Origin of the sequence: Actinomadura sp. NPDC048955 (genome assembly GCF_040649435.1) — a bacterium.
Taxonomy (GTDB): domain Bacteria; phylum Actinomycetota; class Actinomycetes; order Streptosporangiales; family Streptosporangiaceae; genus Spirillospora; species Spirillospora luteofluorescens.
On the sequence record NZ_JBEZJI010000005.1, the window covers coordinates 221,510 to 245,078 of the forward strand.

27 protein-coding genes are annotated in these 23,569 nt (G+C 70.2%); 16 read left to right on the forward strand and 11 right to left on the reverse strand.

Annotation, left to right across the window (positions count from 1 at the left end; genetic code table 11):
• Positions 1-4 precede the first annotated feature (4 nt).
• Together AB0C84_RS07950 and AB0C84_RS07955 are read left to right on the forward strand one after the other, a co-directional pair.
• The gene (locus AB0C84_RS07950; protein ID WP_361062525.1) at positions 5-367 is read left to right on the forward strand and encodes a metalloregulator ArsR/SmtB family transcription factor; all 363 of its coding nucleotides are present in this window, start codon (positions 5-7) and stop codon (positions 365-367) included.
• Complete coding sequence (locus tag AB0C84_RS07955; protein WP_361062528.1) at positions 364-873, forward strand: SRPBCC family protein; 510 nt, start codon at positions 364-366, stop codon at positions 871-873. Before AB0C84_RS07950 ends, AB0C84_RS07955 begins: the two co-directional genes overlap by 4 nt.
• 52 nt (positions 874-925) lie before the next feature.
• Here the strand turns inward: AB0C84_RS07955 and AB0C84_RS07960 are convergent, their stop codons facing one another.
• Entirely contained in the window at positions 926-1,462 is a 537-nt protein-coding gene (locus tag AB0C84_RS07960) for a hypothetical protein (protein WP_361062531.1), read from the reverse strand.
• Between the two features lie 387 nt (positions 1,463-1,849).
• The gene (locus tag AB0C84_RS07965; protein WP_361062534.1) at positions 1,850-2,323 is read right to left on the reverse strand and encodes an ATP-binding protein; all 474 of its coding nucleotides are present in this window, start codon (positions 2,321-2,323) and stop codon (positions 1,850-1,852) included.
• A gap of 52 nt (positions 2,324-2,375) precedes the next feature.
• Between AB0C84_RS07965 and AB0C84_RS07970 the strand changes: the two genes are divergently transcribed.
• From AB0C84_RS07970 to AB0C84_RS07980, 3 genes are all read left to right on the forward strand, one after another.
• On the forward strand, positions 2,376-3,191 hold the full coding sequence (locus AB0C84_RS07970; protein ID WP_361062537.1) for a helix-turn-helix transcriptional regulator: 816 nt from the start codon (positions 2,376-2,378) through the stop codon (positions 3,189-3,191).
• Positions 3,191-3,382 (forward strand): DUF397 domain-containing protein, encoded by a 192-nt coding sequence (locus AB0C84_RS07975; protein ID WP_361062688.1) that lies wholly within the window; start codon positions 3,191-3,193, stop codon positions 3,380-3,382. The genes AB0C84_RS07970 and AB0C84_RS07975 overlap by 1 nt, the downstream gene beginning before the upstream one ends.
• An 82-nt stretch (positions 3,383-3,464) precedes the next feature.
• Positions 3,465-3,659 (forward strand): DUF397 domain-containing protein, encoded by a 195-nt coding sequence (locus AB0C84_RS07980; protein WP_361062540.1) that lies wholly within the window; start codon positions 3,465-3,467, stop codon positions 3,657-3,659.
• Between the two features lie 95 nt (positions 3,660-3,754).
• On the opposite strand, the gene AB0C84_RS07985 is transcribed toward AB0C84_RS07980, so the two are convergent.
• Positions 3,755-4,720: an SDR family NAD(P)-dependent oxidoreductase gene (locus AB0C84_RS07985; protein ID WP_361062543.1), complete on the reverse strand. Its 966-nt coding sequence runs from the start codon at positions 4,718-4,720 to the stop codon at positions 3,755-3,757.
• A 64-nt stretch (positions 4,721-4,784) separates the two neighbouring features.
• On the opposite strand from AB0C84_RS07985, the gene AB0C84_RS07990 reads away from it, so the two are divergent.
• On the forward strand, positions 4,785-5,357 hold the full coding sequence (locus AB0C84_RS07990) for a TetR/AcrR family transcriptional regulator (protein ID WP_361062546.1): 573 nt from the start codon (positions 4,785-4,787) through the stop codon (positions 5,355-5,357).
• Between the two features lie 176 nt (positions 5,358-5,533).
• Here AB0C84_RS07990 and AB0C84_RS07995 read toward each other — a convergent pair whose 3' ends face one another.
• Entirely contained in the window at positions 5,534-5,821 is a 288-nt protein-coding gene (locus AB0C84_RS07995; RefSeq protein ID WP_179846773.1) for a helix-turn-helix transcriptional regulator, read from the reverse strand.
• A gap of 68 nt (positions 5,822-5,889) precedes the next feature.
• Between AB0C84_RS07995 and map the strand changes: the two genes are divergently transcribed.
• The 3 genes from map to AB0C84_RS08010 all read left to right on the forward strand — a co-directional run bounded on the left by map (position 5,890) and on the right by AB0C84_RS08010 (position 9,181).
• On the forward strand, positions 5,890-6,672 hold the full coding sequence (gene map / locus AB0C84_RS08000; protein ID WP_361062549.1) for a type I methionyl aminopeptidase: 783 nt from the start codon (positions 5,890-5,892) through the stop codon (positions 6,670-6,672).
• Between the two features lie 584 nt (positions 6,673-7,256).
• Positions 7,257-8,684 (forward strand): hypothetical protein, encoded by a 1,428-nt coding sequence (locus tag AB0C84_RS08005; RefSeq protein WP_361062551.1) that lies wholly within the window; start codon positions 7,257-7,259, stop codon positions 8,682-8,684.
• Entirely contained in the window at positions 8,681-9,181 is a 501-nt protein-coding gene (locus tag AB0C84_RS08010; RefSeq protein WP_361062554.1) for a hypothetical protein, read from the forward strand. The genes AB0C84_RS08005 and AB0C84_RS08010 overlap by 4 nt, the downstream gene beginning before the upstream one ends.
• Before the next feature lie 164 nt (positions 9,182-9,345).
• On the opposite strand, the gene AB0C84_RS08015 is transcribed toward AB0C84_RS08010, so the two are convergent.
• From AB0C84_RS08015 to AB0C84_RS08025, 3 genes are all read right to left on the reverse strand, one after another.
• A complete protein-coding gene (locus AB0C84_RS08015) occupies positions 9,346-9,675 on the reverse strand; it encodes a hypothetical protein (protein WP_361062557.1) in 330 nt (109 codons plus the stop codon).
• 30 nt (positions 9,676-9,705) lie between these two features.
• On the reverse strand, positions 9,706-10,041 hold the full coding sequence (locus tag AB0C84_RS08020) for a hypothetical protein (protein WP_361062560.1): 336 nt from the start codon (positions 10,039-10,041) through the stop codon (positions 9,706-9,708).
• Between the two features lie 382 nt (positions 10,042-10,423).
• Positions 10,424-10,939 carry a hypothetical protein gene (locus tag AB0C84_RS08025; protein WP_361062562.1) on the reverse strand — a complete coding sequence of 172 codons (516 nt, stop codon included), beginning with the start codon at positions 10,937-10,939 and terminating at the stop codon, positions 10,424-10,426.
• A gap of 198 nt (positions 10,940-11,137) precedes the next feature.
• Here AB0C84_RS08025 and AB0C84_RS08030 point away from each other — a divergent pair, with 198 nt between their 5' ends.
• A complete protein-coding gene (locus tag AB0C84_RS08030) occupies positions 11,138-11,584 on the forward strand; it encodes a macro domain-containing protein (protein WP_361062565.1) in 447 nt (148 codons plus the stop codon).
• A 33-nt stretch (positions 11,585-11,617) separates the two neighbouring features.
• On the opposite strand, the gene AB0C84_RS08035 is transcribed toward AB0C84_RS08030, so the two are convergent.
• On the reverse strand, positions 11,618-11,998 hold the full coding sequence (locus tag AB0C84_RS08035) for a nuclear transport factor 2 family protein (RefSeq protein ID WP_361062568.1): 381 nt from the start codon (positions 11,996-11,998) through the stop codon (positions 11,618-11,620).
• 116 nt (positions 11,999-12,114) lie between these two features.
• On the opposite strand from AB0C84_RS08035, the gene AB0C84_RS08040 reads away from it, so the two are divergent.
• Together AB0C84_RS08040 and AB0C84_RS08045 are read left to right on the forward strand one after the other, a co-directional pair.
• Positions 12,115-12,723 (forward strand): helix-turn-helix domain-containing protein, encoded by a 609-nt coding sequence (locus tag AB0C84_RS08040; RefSeq protein WP_361062571.1) that lies wholly within the window; start codon positions 12,115-12,117, stop codon positions 12,721-12,723.
• Positions 12,724-12,827: 104 nt separating this feature from the next.
• Positions 12,828-13,796 (forward strand): suppressor of fused domain protein, encoded by a 969-nt coding sequence (locus AB0C84_RS08045; protein ID WP_361062574.1) that lies wholly within the window; start codon positions 12,828-12,830, stop codon positions 13,794-13,796.
• Here the strand turns inward: AB0C84_RS08045 and AB0C84_RS08050 are convergent.
• Positions 13,793-15,742 carry a SpoIIE family protein phosphatase gene (locus tag AB0C84_RS08050; RefSeq protein ID WP_361062576.1) on the reverse strand — a complete coding sequence of 650 codons (1,950 nt, stop codon included), beginning with the start codon at positions 15,740-15,742 and terminating at the stop codon, positions 13,793-13,795. The two genes, AB0C84_RS08045 and AB0C84_RS08050, sit on opposite strands and share 4 nt — an antisense overlap.
• Before the next feature lie 259 nt (positions 15,743-16,001).
• Between AB0C84_RS08050 and AB0C84_RS08055 the strand changes: the two genes are divergently transcribed.
• On the forward strand, positions 16,002-17,432 hold the full coding sequence (locus tag AB0C84_RS08055; RefSeq protein WP_361062579.1) for an MFS transporter: 1,431 nt from the start codon (positions 16,002-16,004) through the stop codon (positions 17,430-17,432).
• A 183-nt stretch (positions 17,433-17,615) separates the two neighbouring features.
• On the opposite strand, the gene AB0C84_RS08060 is transcribed toward AB0C84_RS08055, so the two are convergent.
• Together AB0C84_RS08060 and AB0C84_RS08065 are read right to left on the reverse strand one after the other, a co-directional pair.
• The gene (locus AB0C84_RS08060) at positions 17,616-19,772 is read right to left on the reverse strand and encodes a hypothetical protein (protein WP_361062583.1); all 2,157 of its coding nucleotides are present in this window, start codon (positions 19,770-19,772) and stop codon (positions 17,616-17,618) included.
• A gap of 72 nt (positions 19,773-19,844) precedes the next feature.
• Positions 19,845-21,116, reverse strand: coding sequence for an acyltransferase (locus tag AB0C84_RS08065; protein ID WP_361062586.1), 1,272 nt, complete (start codon positions 21,114-21,116; stop codon positions 19,845-19,847).
• Positions 21,117-21,247: 131 nt separating this feature from the next.
• On the opposite strand from AB0C84_RS08065, the gene AB0C84_RS08070 reads away from it, so the two are divergent.
• From AB0C84_RS08070 to AB0C84_RS08080, 3 genes are all read left to right on the forward strand, one after another.
• A complete protein-coding gene (locus AB0C84_RS08070; RefSeq protein ID WP_218905653.1) occupies positions 21,248-21,775 on the forward strand; it encodes a VOC family protein in 528 nt (175 codons plus the stop codon).
• A gap of 73 nt (positions 21,776-21,848) precedes the next feature.
• Entirely contained in the window at positions 21,849-22,511 is a 663-nt protein-coding gene (locus AB0C84_RS08075) for a nitroreductase family protein (protein WP_361062590.1), read from the forward strand.
• Positions 22,512-22,773: 262 nt separating this feature from the next.
• Positions 22,774-23,559, forward strand: a complete 786-nt coding sequence (locus tag AB0C84_RS08080; RefSeq protein WP_361062593.1) for an ABC transporter permease — start codon at positions 22,774-22,776, stop codon at positions 23,557-23,559.
• Positions 23,560-23,569: the final 10 nt, after the last annotated feature.

Here is a 23,569-nt window from a genome sequence, read left to right on the forward strand (position 1 = left end):
TACGGTGGACGACGTGGTGAGAGCGATCGCGGACCCCGTGCGCCGGGAGATCCTGGTCATGCTGCGCGGCGGCCGGCTCACGGCGGGGCAGATCGCCGGACGCTTCGAGATCAGCAGGCCGGCGGTGAGCCGCCACCTGCGCGTGCTCCGGCAGAGCGGCCTGGTGCGCGACGAACTCGTCGGCCGGGAACGGCTCTACGAGATCGACCCGGCGGAGCTGACCCACCTCGCCGGATGGCTCGCTCAGTTCGTCCAGCCGCGCGGCTGGGAGCACCGCTTCGACGCCCTGGAGACGGAGGTCCACCGGACCCGCCGCGAACGCCGCGCCACCGGCACCCCCGACGAGAAGAAGGAGAACACCGCATGAACCCTCGACCCACCGGCAGGCTGGTTCGTACCGCCACTGGAAGTGATCTCGTCCTGACCCGTTCGTTCCGGGCCTCCGTCGAGGACGTGTGGGCCAGCGTCACCGAGCCCGAGCGCACGGCCCGCTGGTTCGGCCCGTGGAAGGGCGACGCCGCGCCGGGCCGGACGATCCAGGTGCAGATGTCGTTCGAAGACGAGGCGCCGTGGTTCGACATGCACATCGACGCGTGCGAGCCACCGCATCGTCTGGCCATTTCGGCGACGGACGAGCACGGTACCTGGCGCATCGAGTTGCTGCTGTCAGAGGCAGACGGTTCGACCCGGCTGGAGTTCGTGGAGCATCTCGAAACCGAAGAGCAGATCGGCGAGAACGGTCCTGGCTGGGAGTACTACCTGGACATGCTCGTGGCCGCGCGCGACGGCTCCCCGAAGCCGGACTTCGACGCCTACTATCCCGCCATGAAGCCGTACTTCATCGACCAGATCGAGCAGGACGGGGCCAGCTGAACGGAGTTGAGACGGTACGGGGGCCTGGCAGCGCCAGACCCCCGTGGGTGCGTCAGCCGTCGGTGCGGGTGGTACCGACGGCGAGCCCCGCGGCGCAGCCGCAGAGGCTGATGAGGAAGTCGCCGGGCGTGACGGCGCCCTGAGGGCCGATCGGGCCGCGGACGGCGATGCCGACGGCGGCCAGGACGACGAACGCGACGCAGGCGAGGACCCCGGCGATGACGGCGCCACCGGCGAGGCGGGCGAAGAGCTTCCGCACGCGGGGGTCTTCGAGGACGCGGAGGACGACGCTGACGGCGCCGACGGCTCCGATGGCGCCGCAGGCGGCGCCGATGACGGCTCCCTCGACGACGCGGTTGCGAAGGAAGTCGAGGTAGTTGAACGCGAAGGCGTCGATCTCGTGGCGGTGGTGGAGGTCGGCGATGAAGGCGGCGTAGTCCAAGCCCGCGATGAGGCCGCCGACGGCCGCGCCGGTGATGACGCCCACAGCGACCGAGATCAGCCACGCCCTGCTCGCCGTGATCAGCGAGCGCGCTTTCGTCGAGATCCGCCGAATCCTCTCCGGCGAGACCAGCTGGAACCTGTCCATGTCGGATTTCCTTTTTGGGTCGTGGTGCGCGTGCCTGACACGTGCACCGGGGTTGTTTGTCGAGCGGTCGTGGTTTCACCACGGCCCTGGCTCCTACCGTGCCGAGCACGGCCCTCCCGGCAAACGACCGGGCGCACCGTCCGCGGGGCGTCAACCGTTGGACCACCACTCATGCTTAAAACCGACATGTCCAGCCAGCCTCCTGACCCCAACCCGACGACGGCCATCCGGCGCGACCGGGGGTTGCGGGCCGATGCGCGCCGCAATCGCGAGCGGGCGCTGCGGACCGCCCGACCGAGTTCGACCTGCGCACCGCCGCTCGCTGAGCGGCAGGCCGCGTCGATCCTCCGGAGAGTCGCGGGTGCGCGTGTCTTGTTCGCCCGCAGGTCATGGTCGGATGCGAGACCAGATCCACTTGCCGCCGGCCGGGTCGCCCGTGACGCCGCACTTGGTCGAGAGCGCCTGGACGATGTGAAGCCCCCAGCCGCCGTTGTCGTCGAACGCCTCTTCGGAAAGGTCGAGGTCCTCGAGGGTGAGTTCCTTCGCCGGCTTGGCCTGCGGGAGGGCGTAGTCCGCGTCCCAGACGGCGATGACGACGCCGTGCGCGTCCCGACTGAGCTGGAGCCGGATCTCCTCATGCGGCGTCTGGCGCGCCGCATTGGTGACGAGTTCCGAGACGACGAGAAGCGCATTGTCGAGAATGTGGAAATAGTTCCAGTTGCGGATTCGCGCGTCCACAAGGGTACGTGCCAGCCCCACTGCGGACGGTGTCCCCATAAGAGGCATAAGTAGATCCCCGCTCGCCGTCATCGCCATCGCCCCGCCCTTGTCCGAGATTTCATTCCCTGTGACAAGCTTCACCGGACGTCTTAGGGTTGACCTGTACAAACAACATTGCAAAACAGGAGGACTCATGCCCCTCGTTCGCGACCCCCTCGACCCCAAGATCTCGATGTACCACTTCCTGGCCTTCTACCTGCGATTCCTTCGCGAGAAATCCGGCCTCTCGCTCACTCAGGTCGGAAAGATCACCGGGGTCACCAGATCTTCTGTTTGCAACATCGAGGCGGGAAGGCAGCGGCCTCAGGAGAATCACCTGGTCAAACTGGACGAAAAATACGGTACCGGACGACTGTTGCAGCTCTTACTCTGGTTCGCCCGAATGATGCACGATCCGGATTGGGGGAAGCAGCTCGACAGATACGAAGAAGAAGCGATCTCGATCAAGACCTACCACGGTCAGGCCGTCCCGCTGGCGCTCCAGACCGACGACTACACCTGGGCCTGTGTCGAGGCGAGCAGATTCAAGGACCTGGAGGCGACCATGGCTCGCCGGGTCGCGCGTAAGCGGGCGTACTGGGAGAAGGGAGATTCCCGCCTCACCTGGGCGGTGATTGACGAGGGTGTTCTGGCCCGCATGGTCGGTGGCTCGAATGTGATGAAGAAGCAGTTCGATCACCTGCTTTCCCTCGCGGAACTTCCGCATGTGAGTTTGCGCGTCGTCCCGTTCTCTTCAGGCGCGCACATGGGTTTCGAGGGGTCGGTGCAAATCCTGGGTCTGGAAGACCGTGACGTCGCGTACTCAGGCGCTCAGCATGGAGGGCGCCTGATCGAGACGCCTGGCGAGGTTCGGGAGCTGTCCGTTATGTTCGATCGCATCGGTGTGAAGGCTGCCTCCGAGGAAGCCTCGCGCGAGATCATCAAGCGGTATGCGGAGCGACTCACATGATGCAGCAGTGGCGAAAGAGTTCGTACAGCGGTGGCGTGAACGACGAACACTGTGTTGAGCTGGCCCGCCTTGCGTCGGAGGCAGGAGTCGGAGTGCGGGACAGCAAGGACCCGGACGGGGGCCACCTCACCCTCTCCGGTGTCCAGTTCGCCTGCTTGGTCGAGCAGATCAAGCAGGACTCGACCCGCTGACCGTCCTCCCCTTCTGGCTCGTTCACACACCTGGCCCGTGCCCCTCTCGCGAGATCATCAAGCGGTGCTTGGAGAGTTACCGATGAGCATCCAGTGGCGTAAGAGCACCCACAGTGGTGGAGCAGATGATCAGCACTGCGTTCAGTTGGGGCGGCTTGGGGCAGGCGTTGGGGTCGGGTTGCGCGACAGCAAGGACCCTGATGGGGGCCACCTCACCCTCTCCGGTGTCCAGTTCGCCAACCTGATCGCGCAACTCAAGCAGGACTCGGCTGGCTGACCGTCCCTGGTTCTCAACGCCTTGGGCGGGTGTAATGCCCGCTGCCTGGGACGTCGCCGCTGCCCGGCTCTCCCCGCTCAAGCGGCATCGAGCGGTCAGGTGCAGAGCAGGTCGGTCGAGACGGTCCAGAGGCGTTCGGCGGTGGTGGGGTCGAGCGCCCATTCCTTGACACCGTGCGGGTGTTGCGCGAGGTCGGCGTCGTCCGGGACGGTGTAGGCCTCCTGCGCATCGTCGAGGTAGTGACCTCCGGAGTGGGCGAATTCGGGGGCGACGGCCGCGACGATGCTGGTGGCGGCCCCCTGCTCAACCGTTTTGTACGTGAAGACTCCGGCGGCCTCGGCCGCGTCGAGTGACTCCTTCTGTTCCCGTGTGAAGTTCCGCTGTAGTCCCGTCGCGACACCCCCGGGGTTCACCGCGTTGGCGACGATGCCGTCGGACGCCCACCGGCGGGTCGCCTCCACGGCGAAGAGGGAGTTCGCCGTCTTCGACTGCGCGTACGCGATCTGCGGGTCGTAGCCGCGACGCTCGAAGTGGAGGTCGCCGAAGTCGATGCCGCTCCGCATGTGCGCCGTCGAACTGACCGAGACGATCCGTGCTCCGTCCCGGTCGGACGCTCCCAGGGCCAGGGCGTCGTGAAGGCGAGTGGCCAGGGCGAAGTGGCCGAGATGGTTGGTCGTGAACTGCAGTTCCCATCCCTCACGGGTACGTTCGAGGCCACCGGTGACCACACCCGCATTGTTGATCAGCAGGTGGAGCGGGCCGCTCCACGCGTCGGCGAACCGGGTGACGGAGGTTCGGTCGGCGAGGTCGAGCCGGGCGACTCGGGGCCGGATCCCTCCGGTCGACCTCTCGATCGTCTCGGCGACGGCGTCACCCGCGGTCGTGTTCCGGACGGCGAGCGTCACTTCCGCCCCGGCGGCGGTCAGCGCCCGAGCCGTCTCGACCCCGAGCCCGGACGAGGCCCCCGTCACGATCGCGCGGACGCCGGTGAGGTCGACGTCCTGCAACACCTCGGCTGCGGTGCTGGAGGCGGTGAAGGGCGTGGAGATGAGTCGATCCATGAGGCCGACTATACGCACTAGACTCAACTTGTATAGTTCGTCGGCCATCTCGTAGGGTGCCTCCATGAGCAGCGCCGAAGCCGGCCACTCCCCACCGACAGCCGCCGATTCCGACCGCCGCGCGGCGGTTCTGGACTCCGCCATGGTCACGTTCGCGCGATTCGGCTACAGGAAGACCTCGATGGAGGAGGTGGCGCGGGCGGCGCACATCTCCCGGCCCGGGCTCTACTTCCTCTTCTCCTCGAAAGAAGCCCTCTTCCGGGCCGCGGTCGTTCAAGCACTGGAGCGGGACATCGCAGCGGTCGAACACGTCCTGGCAGACGTCGGCCGCCCACTTCCAGAGCGCCTCGCCGAAGCGTTCGACCACTGGGCGGGCCGCTACATCGGTCCGCTGGCGCGCGATGTCGCGGCGGTCATCGAGGCCAACCCCGGCCTCCTCGGGGAGATCGTCGAGACCATGCCGCGGCGGTTCGAAGAACTGATCACAGACGCGATCGCCGTCGGGTCGGGGCGAGAGGCGGCCTCCTCCATCGCGCAGACGTTGATCAGCGCATCGATCGGCCTCAAGTATCAGGTCGCGTCGCGGGAGTCCTACCTCGACCGGCTGAAGGTCGCCATCGGTCTTCTGGTGCGCTAGATCGCGAAAGGTAAGTGGTACCGGTCGTTCAGCATGGGGCCCGCAGCCGCTCGATCTCCTCCGCCACGCCGCCGGACGCCAAGGGGTATCGCCCGTCTCGTAGAACCGGCGTCCCGGCAGGTCTCGCGTGACGCCTCCGATTCGGCCGCGGAAGTGGGCCTCGTGAGGCCGTCCGCTTACGCTGTATTGCGACCGGTGCTGGTTGATTCGACATCGAGTTCGGGTTGGCTGATCTCGGCCCACACCTCATCGAGGGAGAGGCCGAGGACCTCGGCGATCGCGGCGATGGTCGAGAAGGCGGGGGTGGCCACGCGGCCTGTCTCGATCTTCCGGAGGGTCTCCGGGGAGACGCGGGCGTCGAGCGCGGTGTCGAGTATCGAGCGCTCTCCTCTGGCCCGTCGCAGGAGGGCGCCGAGGCGCTGTCCGCGTTCGAGCTCCGCGGGGGTGAGCGGCAACCTGACCATGGCGCCTATTGTAGTACCGGTATAGTATGACCGGTATAGTTATTGGTACACGTGAGGGTGGGCGCCGCATGATCGAGATCTTGAACGCCAGCGAAGTGGCCCAGGCCAGGCACACGGGCGCCCTGGTCGCCGACATCCTGCAGACGGTGAGGAGCCGCACCACGGTCGGCACGAACCTGCTGGACATCGACCAGTGGACGAAGGCCATGATCGTCGAGGCGGGGGCGGAGTCCTGCTACGTCGACTACGCGCCGTCCTTCGGGCGCGGGCCGTTCGGCCACTACATCTGCACGTCCGTCAACGACGCCGTCCTTCACGGGCTGCCCTACGACTACACGCTCGCCGACGGGGACCTGCTGAGCCTCGACCTCGCCGTCTCCCTGGGAGGAGTCGCCGCCGACTCGGCCATCAGCTTCATCGTGGGCGAGACGAGCCCGCCGGAGAGCGCCGCGCTGATCAGCGCGACCGAACGCGCGCTGCGGGCGGGGATCGCCGCGGCCGGCCCGGGGGCTCGCACCGGAGACATCTCCCACGCCATCGGCTCGGTCCTGCGCGAGGCGGGGTATTCGATCAACACCGACTTCGGTGGCCACGGCATCGGATCGACGATGCACCAGGACCCGCACGTCTCCAACACCGGACGCCCCGGCCGCGGGTACAAGCTGCGCCCCGGGCTGCTGCTCGCCCTGGAGCCGTGGATCATGTCCGACACCGCCGACCTCGTCACCGACGCCGACGGCTGGACGCTCCGCAGCGCCACGGGCTGCCGCACGGCCCACAGCGAGCACACGATCGCCATCACCGACGACGGCGCCGAAATCCTCACCCTGCCAAAGCACGCCCGCCCCTGAGGTCGGAGGCACGCTCGCCCCCGCGCCCCGGCGCTCTTCTTGCTCGGTCGATGCTCGGGTGTCCGGGGCCCGCAGCTTCGCGATCCGCTTCGCACCCCTCACCCCTCCCGGTTCGTGCGGATCACCTGTTACGGAAGCGGGGCCGGGCACGGACGAGAACGATCACTGCCGATGCGGGGCGGGCTGACCTGGCCAAATGGGCCTGCGGGACACCGCCCTGGAGAGACTTCGCCAAGCGGATGACCGAGATCGCGAGAGCGCCAATTGGACACATATCTCTACACTCAGGTCAGCTTCGCATCACTTGATTATATTTGGATATGCTCATATTTCGCCTATGCAAGCCCTCGTCTACACACAAAGGTGGCTGCCTACTGGCTCCGGGCCGCGCGATGACGCATGTCGACCCCCAGGACGTCGATCCGCGCACGTGCAAAGTTCGCACGTGCGCGATTACATGGGGCGCGGTTCTGCCGTGACGTCAGCCCCGCGCGCCTAGCGCAGAGCCCGGCGGGCCGCCCGACCGATGCCCTGGGAACCGGCCCGTCTCTCTCCCCCCAGCGAAAGGGCTGACGAGCGTGGGCGTGGACAATCCACCTGGTGGGCCGGGCAAAGACCCCGAGACCATCGACAAGCCCACCCCACCCGACAGCGGCGGCATGTCATTGCATGACCATCCCGGAGCGGACGGGAAAACGCCCCGCATGGACAGCCTCGCCGCAGCGGGCTGGAAGTTTCCCGGACGACCCGAGGCCGGCACCGGGCAGCCCGGCGACCGCGATACGAAGGCCAGCGGCTCCACGGCCGCCCCTCCCCGCGACAAGCCACAGGTGCAGGGCGGCCCCCCGGCCGAAGTCAAGCCGGACGCCAGGAAAGCCCCCGAGGCCGATGACACCGACTCTGGCCCCCAATCGACCGAACTTGACGACGACGAAACCGACCCGGCCCAGACTGGCAACGGTGGCCCGGAGGCGAAAAAGCTCGGCCCGGTCGAATCCGAGGACTCACGCCAGGACGAGGGTGATCGCGGCAACGACCAGGAAGACAAGACCGGTCAATCCGAAACCGGCGCGGCCGGTGTCCAGGGGAATCAGGACAACAAGGAACCACGTCCCCAAGACAGCGTCAGCTCCACCGGCGACAAGACCGACGATCCCCAACCGCCCCAGCGGCCGCCTTCCCGCCTGGAAAGCCTCGCCCGCGCCCGCGAAGCACAACAAGAGTACGCAGAACAGCTACGCGCCAAGGCCCAAGGCGCCCTTCCCTCCAACGAAATCGGGCAAGAAGCTCTGAGCGGACAGGGCGCCCAAGAAGCCCCACTCCAGAACCAGGGCACGGGAGGGCGGGAGCTTGAGCCAGAAGCGCAGCCCCCAGTCACCGAGACGCCTCCCGACGACGAGGGCGACAGTGCTGACAACGACGCCAAGGGCAACGGCGACGACAGTGGCGACGACGGCGGCGGCAACGTCGATACGTACAGCGGCGGTGACAACGACGACAACGCTGACGAGAACGGCAGGCCGCCGGAGGAACAAACGGATGCAGCGAAACAGGGCGGGGCCTCGCCCGACTCGGAAGGGACGTATTCTGTCACCGAGGAGCAACAGCGATCCTTCGATCAGACCAAGGAGCGTCTCGACGGTCTCAGTAAGAGAAAACAGCTAGAGGAAGTCGGCAAAGGTTTCGAAAGGGACGGTCTGAAGTACAAACCTGAAGCTGATCTGCTCGGGTCCACGAAGCACGGTATCGACTGGTCTGAAGGTAAGGCTCGCGCAATGAAAGACGGTCGACCGCAAGGGCGGTTCGGTGGCGCGGCAGACGTCCAGTACGCGACGGAGTGCGGAGCCGAACTAGGGCCGAAAAAGAAAGGGTTCTTCAGGCTCCCTGAAGGGCATGGCTGTATAGAATATCTGCCAGATGGCGAGACGAGGATACCGGACAGTCTATTCGTCAAGGTGCGCCCCAATGGCAAGGTTCACGCTTACCCGCTGACTCGAGAGGGACGTGCATGATTTTTTGGCTGCAAACAGGGAACCCTGAGACCCTGGAGGTCGCGTCGGCCGCGGACATGGCGCACGCGACCGCGCAAATGTATCCCATGGAAACCGAAGACGTCATCTTGTTCTGGAACCGGGTCCCCGTGCGACTCGAATACCGCTATGACATTCCCGTCCTGCTTGATGACCTGGTCCCGCTGCTTGAAGAGGTCCAGAATCCCGAAGTCCCCCAAACAGAGGTCTACTGGGGATCCGATACTTTCTCCGCCGAATGGAATATCGTCCGCGATGGTGATTCGCTCAGAATCGATTCGCGCTGGGATAGCGTTCATGGAAGCTACGAATCCCTCCTCAATGACCGAAGTCAGTTGACCGTAAGGATCGATTCCTTCGTAGCTGAGTGGCTGAAAGTGCTACGCCGGATCACATCCGACCTCGCCACCCGTCATGTGCGCCTGGAAGACGATGACATCGCCACCCGGGCGCAAGCGTTGTTGTCGAAGTCGAGGTGACCGTTCAGGAGAACCGACGTGCAGACCTCTGACGCCCATCTTCCGGCGACCGGCCTCTCCGAGATCGCCGGTGCGGTCCTGCCTGAAGGCCCCCAGAGCGGCTCCCACGATGCCGGACCCTGGAGTCGATCTGGCGCGCCCGTGACCTCACCGACTAGCAACTCTCAGACGAAGACCGCGCGGATGTCGCCGCCGAAGTAGCCGCTGCCCGCGTAGGCCCATGAGATCGCGGGAGCGTTCACGACGGGTCCGCCGATGGTGGTGCAGTGTCCCGGGCCGCAAGCCGTGCCGACGACGTAGTAGCGGCCCGCGTCGCAACCGACGCCGATGCGCTTGCCGTCCGTGGATCGGTACGTCGAGCAGACGATCCTCTTGCCGGCCCGCCCGGTGGCCTGGACGGACGTGGCGGCGTGGGCGGGAGGAGCGATCAGCCCCGCGGTGGAGGCCGCCGCGGCCGCGAGTACGGCCACGGCGAGTCGTGCGTTCGCGATCATGACATGTCCTTTGTCGGTCATCGGATGGTGTCAGTCGTATTGGGGCTCGGGTCGCGACCAGATCACCGAGGTACCCGGCGGACAGGCCACGAGCGAGAAGTACACGGAGGTGTACCACTCGTAGTTGCCGTGCTTGACGGAGCCGTCGCTGCATCTGGCGTGGGTCTGGTACATGTGCGAGTCGGGCGGCCCTGCCCAGCAGTGATAACTCGCGGTGCGGTCGTAGCTGTGGTCCTCGCAGGTCTGCCCTTTGTAAACGAAGGAGTGTGCGGGCGCCTGCGCGCTCGCGGGGACGGAGAGCGGGGACGCGAGTGCGACCGCGGCCACGGCCGTCGCGGTGATCTTGCCGAGGATGAAGCGGCCCATTCCGACCCTCCCAGAACTCTTACTCTCGGTTTCTTCTTGAATGCATAACGTAATTGTTGCTGGGTGGAGTGGGCATCCGGGTAAACGCGTACAAGGCCGGGACCTTGAAGCCGGGCCGGTGGTAGGGCGTGAGCGTGGCGGCGTCCGGAGCCGTCGTCTGGAGGCGGTGCGCGGCTCGTTCGGCACCGCCCGGACACAGCTCCCACGCACCGCTGACAAGCTGCCGATCGTCAGTTGCGATCAGATAGGCGTGGCCATACGACCCGAGGCGCCGCGGCCGGCCGCCTCGCCCCTGCCCGTTTGCTCGACGCGAACCGCGTTCACCACGAGCATTGACACGGCGAATGCAGCCCTTGCCCTGCGCCGCATCGGAGCGGCGCCATCAGCGCCCCCCGCCGCCTCCCAGATCGAGCACGCCGAAGGCGAAGTCCTGGTTCGGCGGGTCCGCGCTCGCCAGCAGGACGAAGCGGGCCCCCGGCAGGTCGGTCAAGGCGTCACCGAGGTAGGGATCCTGCTCGAACCGTGCCGTGATCATCTCCATCGGCCCGCCGAAGCCGAGCAGGAGTAGCGCGAGGAAGCGACGCCGGTGCGAGACGATGTCGGTGAGCGGCGCCCCGTCGTCCATCGGGCCGTCCTCCTCCAGCCGTTCGAGCAACTCCTCCACGGTGTCGCCGGTAGCCGCCACCACATCGACGGCCAGCAGGTCCAGCGCGTCGTAAACCGACGCGGCGCCGGCCCGGGCCGCGAACTCCTCAGCGCCCTGGGCGCGCAGGCGCGAGACGTCCAGTTCGAGTCCTTCGCCGTATGCGACCGCAAGATAAGGGCCGGCGCACAACTCGGGTCGCCGCCGGTTCCCGTCCGCCTCCGCCAGGCAGCGCAACGCTTCATCGAGATCCATGCCGCGCAAGCCTGCCGCACGCTTCCGACACCGTCCGTTTCGCCGCCGTCGCCCTTCAGACCCCTTTCGCCGCCCTCTCGCCTGTTAACCGCGTCGTGCCACCGTCCGTTGGAAGCGGTGCCGATCCGATATCGGCCATTGTCAGTGTCCGTCGTTACGCTCGCCCTCGGCGGGGCAGAGGCGGCGACGGGGGAGCTGATGATCGTCGAGAGGGCGGGGGACCTTCTCCAGGACGATGCGCAGGCGCTCGTCAACCCGGTCAACACGGTCGGGGTCATGGGCAAGGGGCTCGCGCTCCAGTTCAGGCGGGCTCACCCGGAGAACTTCGAGGCCTATGCCAAGGCCTGTGCGGAGAAGCGGGTCCGGCCCGGAGAGGTCTTCCCGGTGCCGGTCGAGGCCGGCCGCTGGATCCTCAACTTCCCCACCAAGCGGCATTGGCGGGGCTCCTCCCGGCTTGAGGACATCGAGGCGGGCCTTGATGACCTCGTCCGCCTTTCGGGTGAACTGGGGCTGGTCACGATCGCCGTTCCGCCGCTCGGCTGCGGCCACGGCGGCCTGCCGTGGCCGACCGTCCGTTCATTGATCGACGAGAAACTCGGCGAACTGAATGCGGAGATCCGCCTTTACCCGCCGGAGCCGCGATGAGGTCCGCTCGGTGAACATCCGGGGTCGAGCGCACTAGGCGAGCAGGTCCTCGGGGCTCGCCGAGGTGGGGAAGCCGGTGCTGGCGCCCCACATCTCCGCGAACCGGCCGTCCTCGAAGCGGAAGATCTCGAACAGCTCGGGCTGCGCGCCGCCGTCCGGAAGGGCGAGTCCTTCGACGATCGAGCGGACGGCGGCCCTGTCGCCGTCGACCAGGATGTCCCGGGCGACGACCCGCACTTCCGGGAACCGGGAGACGAGCATGCGCCAGGCCGCCTTGCCCGCCTCGAAACCGGCGCCGAGGGGATGGCTGAAGAAGTCAGGCGTGTGCAGGGCGGCGGCTGCGTCGAACTGCCGGGTGTTGAAGCATTCCTGCATCCGCCGTACCAGGGTGCTTGCGTCCTCGCGAGTGGTCATCGGCGCGATCTCCTCGTGGCCGGTACATGGCGAGCGGCGCGGAACGTAAGCGGTGCGCCGCCCCGGTTAGTTTCCAGAGTATCCGGTGCGGCGCCCCGGTTATGCTGGATCCAGATATGTCCAGCCAGCCACCTGATCCCGACCCGGCGACGGCCACCCGGCGCGACCGGGGGTTGCGGGCCGATGCGCGGCGCAATCGTGAGCGGGTGCTGCGGACCGCTCAGCGGCTGTTCGCGACGGAGGGGCTGGGCGTCTCGCTCGACGAGATCGCCCGCCGCGCCGGTGTCGGCCCCGGTACCGTCCACCGGCACTTCCCGGCCAAGGAGGAGCTGTACCTCGCCGTCGCGATCGACATGCTGGAAGGGCTGACAGCCGAGGCGGAGGCGCTCGCCGCCACCGGCGATCCCGAGGCCGTGTTCACGCTGCTGGCCCGGATGGTCGCCGCGGGGGCCGAGAACGAGGCCGTGAAGAGCGCGCTCGCGGCCGCCGAGTTCGACCTGCGCACCGCCGCCCCCGATGTCGCGGCAGACCTCACCCGCCACGTCACGGACCTGCTCGACCGCGCGCACACGGCCGGAACAGTGCGCGACGACGTCACCGCCGACGAGGTGATGGCCCTGGTCGCCGGCGCCTTCGCCGCCATCCGCCACGCCGGCGCGGAAACCGACCAGCGCCGATCAGCCCGCATCGCCCAACTGATCCTGGACGGCCTCCGCCCCGGCTGACCAGCAGGCCGCATGAGACCGAGAGGGTCGCGCCCCCGCGGGGTGAACCTTGATCGTGTTGGGTGCGTCGGTACGGGGGACGTTGGGTCGACGGGAGGAGCGGGATGCTCAATCTGGACGGGTGGAATGCGATCGACGGGGTGCTCAAGGAGCACTACGGGGACGCGGCGCGGTTGGAGTGGGGTGCGCCCGTGCCGTACCGGCCGGTGGGGCCGATGCCGGTGGGGCGGTTCGTCACCAACACGATCGCGATCTATCCGCGGGACGAGCCCGTGCCGCACTGGCATCTGATCGGGTACGCGCTGACGGCGCCGTACGAGGAGCGCGGGTACGAGTTCACGCTGCGGGTGCCGCGGGGGCCGGAGGAGACGGAGGCGCCGAACTGGGCGCTGGCGCACCTGGAGGACCTGGCGTTGTACGTGGTGAAGAGCGGCAACGACTTCCGGGTGGGGCACTACATCGAGTTCCCCGACCCGATCGACCCCGACCGGCCGGACTCCGACGTCCGCGCCGGGGGGCTGGTGCTCGACCCGGAGCTCGGGCGCGCGCGGACGGACTTGGGGGATGTCACGTTCCTGCAGTTCGTCGGCCTCACCACCGACGAGCTGCACGCGGCGCAGTCGTGGCATGTGGACGGGCTCCTCGAGGCGATGGCGCCGCACCTGCCGATGCTGATCACCGATCTCGACCGGATGTCGCTGGCGGATCTGCCCGACGTCGCGTGGGCGGTCCGCGAGGGCTCGGCGCGGGAGGGGGCGGGGACGGGGTTCCTGTTCTTCCAGCGGCTGGCCGTCGACACCTCGGACGGTGTCACGCTGGAGATCGGCGTCCAGCACGTGTCGCAGTTCACCAAGGTGCTGCCGGCCCGGGTGCCGCACGGGAACCCGCTGATCCTGCGCGGGCCCGGTGAGCCCGTCGTGCTGCTCCCGGGACGGGACTTCCGCCACGCCCGCAACGGTGACGCCCTGGAGATCACGATGCCGGACGGGGTGTGCCGCGCCGTCGCCGACACCGTCCGGCCGCGGCCCGGGTCGTACCTCGTCGGGCTGCTGACGGTGAACGTGGTCGCCTAGCCGGGGTCGGCGGTCGTGTGGGGGAGGGCGACCATCGCCATGACGTGCTGCGCCGGGCTGCCCGGCGGGGAGTAGAGGAGGAACGGGCGGCCCGGGGAGTCGGTGCGGTTCTCGGCCTCGTAGAGGACGGCGACGCCGGCGCTGGACAGGTGGGTGACGCCGGTCAGGTCGACGGTGAGGGGCGTGGTGCCGCCGCGGGTGCGGACCACGAGCTCCTCGCGCAGCTGCTCGGCGGTGGCGGCGTCGATCGGGCCGTCCAGGCGGATCCGCGGGTGCCCCTCCGAGGGCTGGTCCAGGATCAGCAGCAGGTTCGGCAGGTCGGACGGCGCCGGTGCCGGCGCGACCTCGCCGGGGGTGAGGAGCCGCGCGGGGCGGGTCAGCCGGTGCCGGACGGTCGCCGTCGTCCCGCGCGGGCCGGTCTCGACGTGCAGCTCGTCGGCGAAGTCGCTCGCCATGGCCAGGCCGCGGCCGCGGTCCTCGGTGGGCTGCCAGGGCTCGCGCCAGTGGCCGTCGTCGGCGACCTCGATCTCGACGACGCCCCGCGCGGTGCACTCGGCCCGGATCCGGACGGCGCCGGGCGTGCCGTCGTAGGCGTGCTCGACCGCGTTGGTGACGAGCTCGCCGATCGCGTGGCGCAGGAGGATGACGTCCTCGGCGCGGGCCCCGAGGTCGTACAGCCACTCGTCGAGGGCCTTGCGGGCGGCGGGGATCGCCTCCGACTCGGCCGGCAGGTCCAGCGGCAGCGGCGCGGGCGGGGCGGTCCGCTGCGCGGCCAGCAGCGCGATGTCGTCGTCGTGCCCCGACGTCCTGATCAGCAGTTCCAGCGTCTGCGTGGTGAGGCGGTCGACGGCGGTGAGCCAGTCCTCGCGCAGCGCCCGGCCGGCGGCGACGTCCGCGGCGACCTCCGCCAGCTCGACGGTTCCGGCCGCGACCTCCTGGCCGGGCCGCCGCACGATGCCGTCGCTGTAGAGGAGGAGCTGGTCGCCGACGGCGAGCCGGTCGTGCGCGAGCGGGAAGCCGGTCCCGGTGCCGAGCGGCCCGCCGCCGGACGAGCGCAGGTAGCGGGCGGGGCCTTCGGACGGGATCAGCAGCGGCGGCGGATGCCCGGCCGTGCAGTACGTCACCCGCCCGTCGCCCGGGTCGACGGCGGCGACGCACACGGTCGCCGCCCGCGCGGCCGGGAGGCGTTCGGCGAGCCGGTCGGCGGCGGCGAGCGCCTCGGCGATGTCGCCGGTGTGGTCGAGCCGGTCCTCCAGGACGGCGCGGATCCGTCCCATCGCCGCCGACGCCTCGACGCCGTGCCCGGCCACGTCCCCGACCACGAGGGCCGTCCGGCCGTCGGGGAGGGGGACGGCGTCGAACCAGTCGCCGCCCGCGGCGGAGGCGCCGCCGGGCAGGTAGCTGCCGCCGATCTGCAGGCCCGGCAGGATCGGCAGGCCCGCGGGCAGCAGCTGCCGCTGCAGCGCCCCGACGGCGTCGCCGGGCTCGCCCGCGCCCTCCTCGGCGGCGCGGCGCGCCGCCTGCCGCTCCCGCACCCGCTCGGTGACGTCCTGAGCGAACGCCACGAGCCGGACCACCTCGCCGGTCGCGGACTTCTGCGGGACGACCGTGCAGTCGAGGTAGACGTCCTCGTCGGGGCCGGTCGCGCGGGGGAGCTGGATCCGCCATTCGCGCGCCGTGACCGTCTCACCGGTGCGGAACGGGCGGTCGAGCAGGTCGGACAACTGCTGGGCGACGAACTCTGAGAACAGTTCGGAGGCGGAGCGGCCGAGTACCTCGTCCCGCTCCACCAGCGCGCGGTAGGCGGCGTTCACCGCGACCAGCCGGTACTCGCCGGGGCTCTCGACCCCGGCGACCGCGGCCGGGATCGCCTCGAACACCTGCCGGACGGTCCGGGCGTCGCCGGTGAGCCTGTCCATGTCCTCGTCGCGTGCGGACTCTTGCATCAACCCTCCGGATGGTCACCTCCGTGCGTCCCTTTGTTTCCGACTCATCCGGGTTAACACCTTGTGACGCACTCGTTGCGCAAGCATCCGGTACCCGCTTGCGTCGAGGAGATTCATTCATACCTGGGGTGCCCGGCGCCAGGCCTGGACCCCCGCCGGCCGCGCCGCCCCACCTCACCTGGTCCTAGGCCGATCGGACCTCAGCGGTCGGGACCGCAGACCGACGCGGGCGCCCGCCCTCGGCGATCAGCATGGACGCATGACCGCAGACCTCACCGCCGAGGCGGCGGCGCGGCCGGCCGCCGGGGCGGGCACCCCGGGCTGGGCCGCGCTGCTCGCCGCGTCGATCGGCCAGTTCCTCGTCGTCCTCGACATCTCCGTCGTCAACGTCGCTCTGCCGCACATCCGCGAGGGCCTCGGCCTCGGCGCGACCGGGCTGCAGTGGGTCGTCAACGCCTACTCGCTGGCCTTCGCCGGGTTCCTCCTCCTCGGCGGGCGCGCCGCCGACCTCTTCGGCCGCAAGCGCGTCTTCATCACCGGTCTCGGCCTGTTCACCGTCGCCAGCCTCGCCGGCGGGTTCGCGCAGGACGGCGCGATGCTGGTCGGGGCGCGCGCGTTCCAGGGCCTCGGCGCGGCGATCCTCGCGCCCGTCACGCTGTCGCTCATCACCGGCACCTTCCCCGAGGGCCCGGCCCGGACGCGGGCGATCGCCATGTGGACGGCGGTCGGCACCGCGGGCGGCGCGACCGGCGGCCTCGTCGGCGGGCTGCTGACCGACTACCTGAGCTGGCGCTGGGTGCTGCTGATCAACGTTCCGGTCGGCGCGGTCGTCGCGGTGATCGCCGCCCGCTGGCTGCGCGGCGAGGGCGACGCGGCCGGGCGGCGCCGCCTCGACCTGCCCGGCGCCGTCCTCGTGACCGCGGGCGTGGGCCTGCTCGCGTTCGGCATCGGCGAGACGGGGGACCACGGCGTGCGGGGCGCGATCCCGCTCGCCGCCGGCATCGTTCTGCTCGCCGTGTTCGTCGCGGTCGAGGCGCGCACCCCCGAGCCGCTCGTCCAGTTGCGCCTGTTCCGGCTGCGCAGCGTCGCGGTCGGCAACCTCGCGACCCTCGTCGGGACGATGGCGGGCTTCGCGCTCTGGTACTTCCTGTCGCTCTACATGCAGAACGTCCTGCACTACAGCGCCGTCCGGACCGGCCTGTCGTTCCTGCCGCACACGGCGGGGATCATCATCGGCTCGCGGCTCGCGCCGCCCCTGATGGCGCGGATGGGCGCCCGGCGCCTCGCCGGCATCGGCGGGATCGTGGCCGCCGCGGGCTTCGCGTGGCAGAGCCTCGTGCTGGAGGCCGACGGGACGTTCCTCACCGCGATCCTCGGTCCGGGCGCGGCCATGGCCCTCGGCTTCGGCCTCCTGATGACCCCGCTGGTGGAGGCGTCGACGAGCGGCGCGGACCCCTCCGAGGCGGGCGCGGTCGCGGGCGTCGTCAACACCTCCCGCACGATCGGCGGCGCGATCGGCCTCACCGTCCTCGGCACCGCCGCCGCGCACGCCGGGCCGGACCTGGTGGACGGCTACTCGACCGCCTTCCTCGTCGCGGCCGTCATCACCGCCGCCGGCACGGCCATCGTCCCGTTCCTGCCGGGGCCCCACCGGGTGTCTCAGCCGGAGGAGGAGGCGGCGACCGCGTGACGCACGCCCCGGCCGCGACGACCGCCCTACACCGACAGGGGGCCGGGCCAGTTGGCCGATAACAGAACGGGCGCACCGGAAGGTGCGCCCGTTTCTGTCAGAAGCGAGGAAAGCGAAAGGGCTGGTTGCCTATCAGGGATGAGAAGGAAGCCCCTTCATGGCCTCGCATGTCGACTTTATCAGTCAGGCCGGGATCAGGTCACTCAGGTTTTCCGGCGTGTAGACCGTGGAGTCCTCGTGCAGGCCGTCCGGGCGTTCCAGGCCGATGAACACGACCGGCTCGCCGGGCGGCGTGCCGTCCCAGAGGGTCGTCTCGCCGGCGCCGAGCAGGTCCACCAGGTGGCGGACGGTCAGGTGGCGGCGCTCCACGATGCCGCGCAGCAGTTCCGCCGTCGTCACGCGGTTGTCCTCCACCCGGTTGAACTCCGGCGCGCCCTTCAGGTGCAGGTGCAGCCACTTGGCGCGCCACCGGCCGTCGTCGCCGCGCAGGAACACCAGCGGCAGCGCGACCCGGCCCGGCCCGCGCAGCTCCGACTTCATCCGGACGGTCCGCGCCTCGAACGGGCGCCCCTTCTGCTCCCCGTCGCGCAGCATGAACCCGAAGAACGACTCCTCGACCTGTTCGAAACTCTCCCCGGAATAGATGTCCACCTGCGGGACGATGAACCGGGCCTCGATCTTGGCGAGGGTCAGGTTGATGAACTCCGAGGCGCCTTCGGGGGCGTTGGTGATGTCGCCGGAATGCTCTCCCGCCACGGACTTGAGGTTGGTGTAGGAAATCCATTCGGGGTCGCCGTAGTCCTCGCCGAGCATGAGCACGGAGAGGTCGAAGTCCGTCCTGCGCTCGCGCTGCCGCCAGTAGACGAAGAAGCGCAGCAGCTCGCCGTCCACGGGCGTCACCGAGCCGCGCGGCAGGACGTTGAGCCCCTTCCCGGCGGACTTCCCGCTGAGCGGGAGCGCGACGTCGAGCACGGCGGGGTCGACGACCAGGCGGCCGACGGACGGGAGGCGGTCCCGGATCTCGCCGTCCAGCAGCGCCGTGAGCCGCTCCGCCGCGCCGGGGTCCAGGGGCGGGCGGGTGTCGGGCAGGGTGACGCCGCGGCCGAGCCGGTTGGCGAACAGCCGCGTCCGCCCGGGCTCGGCGGCGCGGTTGAGCAGGTGCTCCCGCACCGACAGCAGCACCCGGCCCGAGACGCGGCCGATCACGGACTCGGCCGTGTCCAGCACCGCGTCCTGGGAGTCCGGCGCGAGGCGCAGGAGCCGGTCCAGGGACCGGAACAGCATGCCGGGCGCGCCCGCCGCGACGCGCGCGGCGCCCTCGACGTCCTCGGACGCCAGCCGCGCTTCGAAGCGCGCCGCGAACGACGGCGCCTTCTTCTCACCACGGGCGACCGCGAACACGTCCGCGGCCCCGGGCCACTTCGGGTGCTCGTGCGGGTGGAGCCGCTCGCCGAGCCGCTTCCACGGCTCGCGCCGGGCGGCGACGTCGCCGAGCTTGCCGGGGTCGTCGCGCACGACGCCGTCGAGCGCGGCGAGCAGTGCCCGGCGCACGGGACGCGGCATCGACACGAAGCGGGTGGGCTCCTGGAGGGTCACGTCGCCGTCCGACAGCGCGCACGCCAGGCGCAGCACGTCGGTGACCGTGTCGACGAGGAGGCCGGCGCCCAGCGTCAGGCGGACCCGGTTGATGACGGCGCGGTTCTCCCGGACGGGGATCCGCTCCGGGTGCGGGCCGCCGGTGTGGTGCGCGGCCAGCTTCCCGAGCGTGTCCAGGTCCTCCTCGCCCAGCGGCGTGGTGCTCTCCGCGAGCCGCAGGTACAGCTCCGCGGCCTCCTCGGCGAGGGCCCGCCCGAGGTGCAGGACGGTCACCCGGTCGCCCGCGGCGGCGACCAGCTCGTCCTGCGCCGCCAGCATCTCCTCGTAGGTGTGCTGGTAGCGGCCGTAGCCCTTGAGCGCGAGCAGGTCGAGGACGCCGCCGCGCTGCGACTCGCGTGCCGCCGGCGCGAGCTTGGCGTCCTGCAGCGTCTCGTGGAGGAGCCCGAGCCAGAAGTCCAGGGTGTCGGGCACGTTGCGCGGGAAGTCGCGGAAGTAGGTGTTGTGCTGGACGTGGTCGCCCGCCATCTCGCGGACGGTCGCGAGCGTGCGCACCGCGACGCTCCGGACGGTCTGGTCCGCCAGCCCCGACAGGGCGCGCAGGACGTCCCCGGACAGCTTGAAGCCGGCCGACATCAGCGCGGCGTCGAACTGCCGCGCGACCGCCGCCCCTTCTCCGGACGGACCGGGCGGCGCGGGAATGCGATGGGTGTGCCGGACGACCAATGCCTCAAGCCAGATGCTCACCGCGCCATGGTGACAGAGCGCCATAAATCACTGCACTCGATTAAGCGCGGCCGGTGGAACGGCCGTGCTTGGTCAGGAGGCGAGGGCGTGCTGCGCCGGCCGCGTGTCCGGCGTGGACGGGCGGGCCAGGCGCCTTCCGAGCCGTTGGGCGGGGGCCTCGATCCAGCGCTGCGAGGCCCAGCTCGCCGCGATCAGGACGAGGATGAAGAAGGCGAGGCCGGCCGCGTCCTCGCGTCCGGAGACGTCGAAGAACTGCGCCGCCACCATCAGCAGCAGCGGATGCAGCAGGTACACCGAGAAGCTGATGGTGCCGAGACCGGTCGCCCAGGCGGGGAAGCGCCGGTGCCGGAGCCGCCAGCCCGCCGCGAACGTCGCGGCCGCCGCCAGGACCGCGCCGCACCACACGAGCTGGGCGTTGCGGCCGTAGGAGGCCGCGTTCCACGTCCCGGCGGCGAGCGCGCCCGTCAGGACCACCGCGCCCGTCGCCCCGGCCGTGCGCCGCGAGATCTGGCCGTGCTCGGCGCGGTGCACGGCGGTGCCCATGAACATGGCCGCCAGCATGAGCAGGCCCTCCCACGCGCCGACGCGGCCGTTGACCGCGACGAGCGCGAGCGCGAGCAGCCCGCCGAGCAGCCCGCCCGCGACGCGCGGCGCGGGACGCCCGGACGACGCCGCCGGGATCGCCACCGCCAGGGCGGCCACCGTCACCGCGACCACCGGACCCGTCCCGGCGGTGCGCGACAGCAGGGCGGTGGGGGCGTACGCGCCCGTCAGCAGCCCGCAGGCCGTCAGCGCGACCGCCACCAGCGCGACGACCGTGAGGACGGCGGCGGCCGGCGCCGAGCGGCGGTGCCCGCCGACGACGAACAGCGCGACGACCAGCAGGTAGAAGGCCATCTCGTAGGACAGCGTCCACAGCACGTTCATCGCGTTCGGGACGTTCAGGACGTCCTGCAGCATGGTCATGTGCGCGAGGACGGCGGTCGCGGGGGAGTACTGCTCCAGCCCGGCGCGGAGCCCGAGGACGCCCAGCAGGAACGGCAGGACGGCGAGGAGGCAGGTCACGGCGAGCAGCGGGTAGATGCGGAAGAACCGGCCGACCCAGAACCCGCGCACGCTGCCGCGCCGTTCCAGCGAGGCGGGCACGATGTAGCCGCTGACAAGGAAGAACACCAGCACTCCGAACAGGCCGGGGTCGAACCAGTCGGCGAGCCGCACCCGGAGATCGGGCAGGTACACGTAGCTCGCGTGGTGCAGCGCGACCGCCAGGGCGGCGGCCCCCCGCAGCGCATCGAGCCACCCAAGCCTGGACGATGCGGAGGAAACACCCAAAGCGGGAAGCATTCCGACAGACTAGTAGCTCTCGCATCATCTCCACCATCGGCCGCAGGCCTTCCCTGATTCGCATTCCTGCCGTGAAATGGATGAGAAAGGTTTCTCGCTCGCCGCTCGTAAAGCGGCGGATCGGAGGGGAAATGCCGGGGATAACGCATCGCTCGACCAGGGAACCCGCGATCAGGTCGCGTTTCCTCTCGCACGGCACGCTCAAGATCACCGATGTGGCGGCGACGCGGCGCTTCTACGAGGAGGTGCTCGGCCTGGAGGTCGTCCAGCCGATGACGGCGGTCCTCTACGCGCGGCTCGGCGGCGACCACACCTACGTGTGCGTGGAGTCCAGGTCCGACCGCCCCGACATGCCGCTGCTCTACCACAACGGGATCGACGTGGGCAGCGACGAGGAGGTGGACGAGGCGTACCGCGAGATAGCGGAGGTGTCCGAGGAGTACGGGGTCAGGGAGCTCAACAAGCCCGTCCGCCAGCACGGCGTCTACTCGTTCTACCTCAAGGACCTCGACGGCAACTGGTGGGAGATCGGCCACCTGCCGCCCGGCGGCTACCGGTTCCGCTTCACCGACGCGCGCAACGACCTCACCGGCCGCACCGGCCTCACCCCGCAGGAGGCGAAGGACGTCTTCCTCAACCCGGTCATCGACGCCGGCTGACCGCGGCCCCCGCACCGGCTGACCACGGCCCCCGCGCCGGGTAACCCCAGGGGCGCCTGGGGACGATGGGGGCATGACGACTGACGAGGGCAGGACGACGCTGCCGCTGAGCCCGGACGAGCTGCTGACCACGACGCGCACCGTGCGCAAGCGCCTCGACCTCGACCGGCCCGTCCCCATGGAGCTGGTCCGCGAGTGCCTGGAGATCGCGCTGCAGGCGCCGAGCGGCAGCAACCGGCAGGGCTGGCAGTGGATCGTCGTCACCGACCCCGGCACCCGCGCGGAGATCGGCGAGCGCTACCGGCGCGCGTTCGCCGCGTACGCGCAGGCGGGCGGGGCCGGCGGCGCGCAGTACGAGGGCGAGCGGGCCGAGGTGCAGCGCCGCGTCGGGGAGAGCGCCGCCTACCTGGCCGACCGCATGGGGGACGTGCCGGTCCTGGTGATCCCGTGCCTGCGGGTGCCCGGCGGGCGGCTGCCGGAGGGCAACCAGGCGGGGCTGTGGGGCTCGCTGCTTCCCGCCGTCTGGAACTACGCCCTCGCGGCGCGCGCCCGCGGGCTCGGCACCGCCTGGACGTCCCTGCACCTGGCCTACGAGCGGGAGGTCGCCGAGCTGCTCGGCCTGCCCGAGGACGTCCGCCAGGGAGCGCTCATCCCGACCGCCTACTACACCGGCGAGACGTTCCGGCCGGCCTCGCGGGTCCCGCTGGAGGAGATCCTCCACCTCGACCGCTGGTGACCGCCGCCCGGTGAGCAGGCCCTCCGAGGCCGCGCCCCACACCGGGCGCGGCCTCGCCGCGAGATCTTATTGGCGGATCGCCAATAAGCTATTGCCGCACCGCCAATAAGGCTCTAGGGTTCGGTGTGCCCCCGAGACACCGGCGGCCCCGCGTGATCCCCGTCTTCGCGCCAGACGCACGCGGGACCGCCGGCTTCCGTCCCGGCCCCCGGCGCCGCCCGACCCCCGGGCGGCCCGTCCCCGCGCAGGAGGTGGAGCCCCGATGCCCGTCGTCTCCCTCCCGCGCCGGGTGCACGGCCTGCTGGGCGAGGTCGGCGAGCTGTTCGTGATCGCCCTGGAGGCCGTCCGCCGGACCTGGGACGTGCGGACCTGGGCGTGGGAGTTCGCCGAGCAGGCCTGGTTCCTCGCCCGGGTGACGAGCCTTCCGGTGATCCTCGTGTCGCTGCCGCTCGGCGCGACCGTCGCGCTTCAGGTCGGGCAGCTCGCGGCGCAGCTCGGCGCGCAGTCGGCGACCGGCGGCGCCGTCGTGGTGGGGCTGGTGCGCGAGGTCGCGCCGATCGCCGCCGCGCTGATCATCGCCGGAGCCGGGGGCTCGGCGATGACCGCCGACATGGGCGCCCGCCGGATCCGGGACGAGTTGTCGGCCATGGAGGCGATGGCCGTCAACCCCGTGCACCGGCTCGTCACGCCCCGGCTGTGGGCGGCGAGCCTCGTCTCGACCCTGCTGGCCTCGCTGGTCATCGTCGCGGGGGCGGCCGGCGGGTTCGTGTTCAACGTGCTGCTCCAGGACGTCACGCCGGGCGCCTACTTCGACGGCGCGGTCTCCCTGCTCCAGACGTCCGACCTGCTGGTGACGCTGCTGAAATCGTGGCTGTTCGGCGTGGTCGCGGCCGTCGTCGCCTGCCACATGGGGATGAGCTGCGCGGCGAGCCCGGTCGGGGTCGGCCGCGCCGTCAACCGCGCGATCGTGGTCGCGTTCATGCTGGTGTTCGCCCTCAACTACGTGATCACGACGGTGTACTTCGTCGCGTTCCCGCCGCGTATCTGATGGCCGGCCT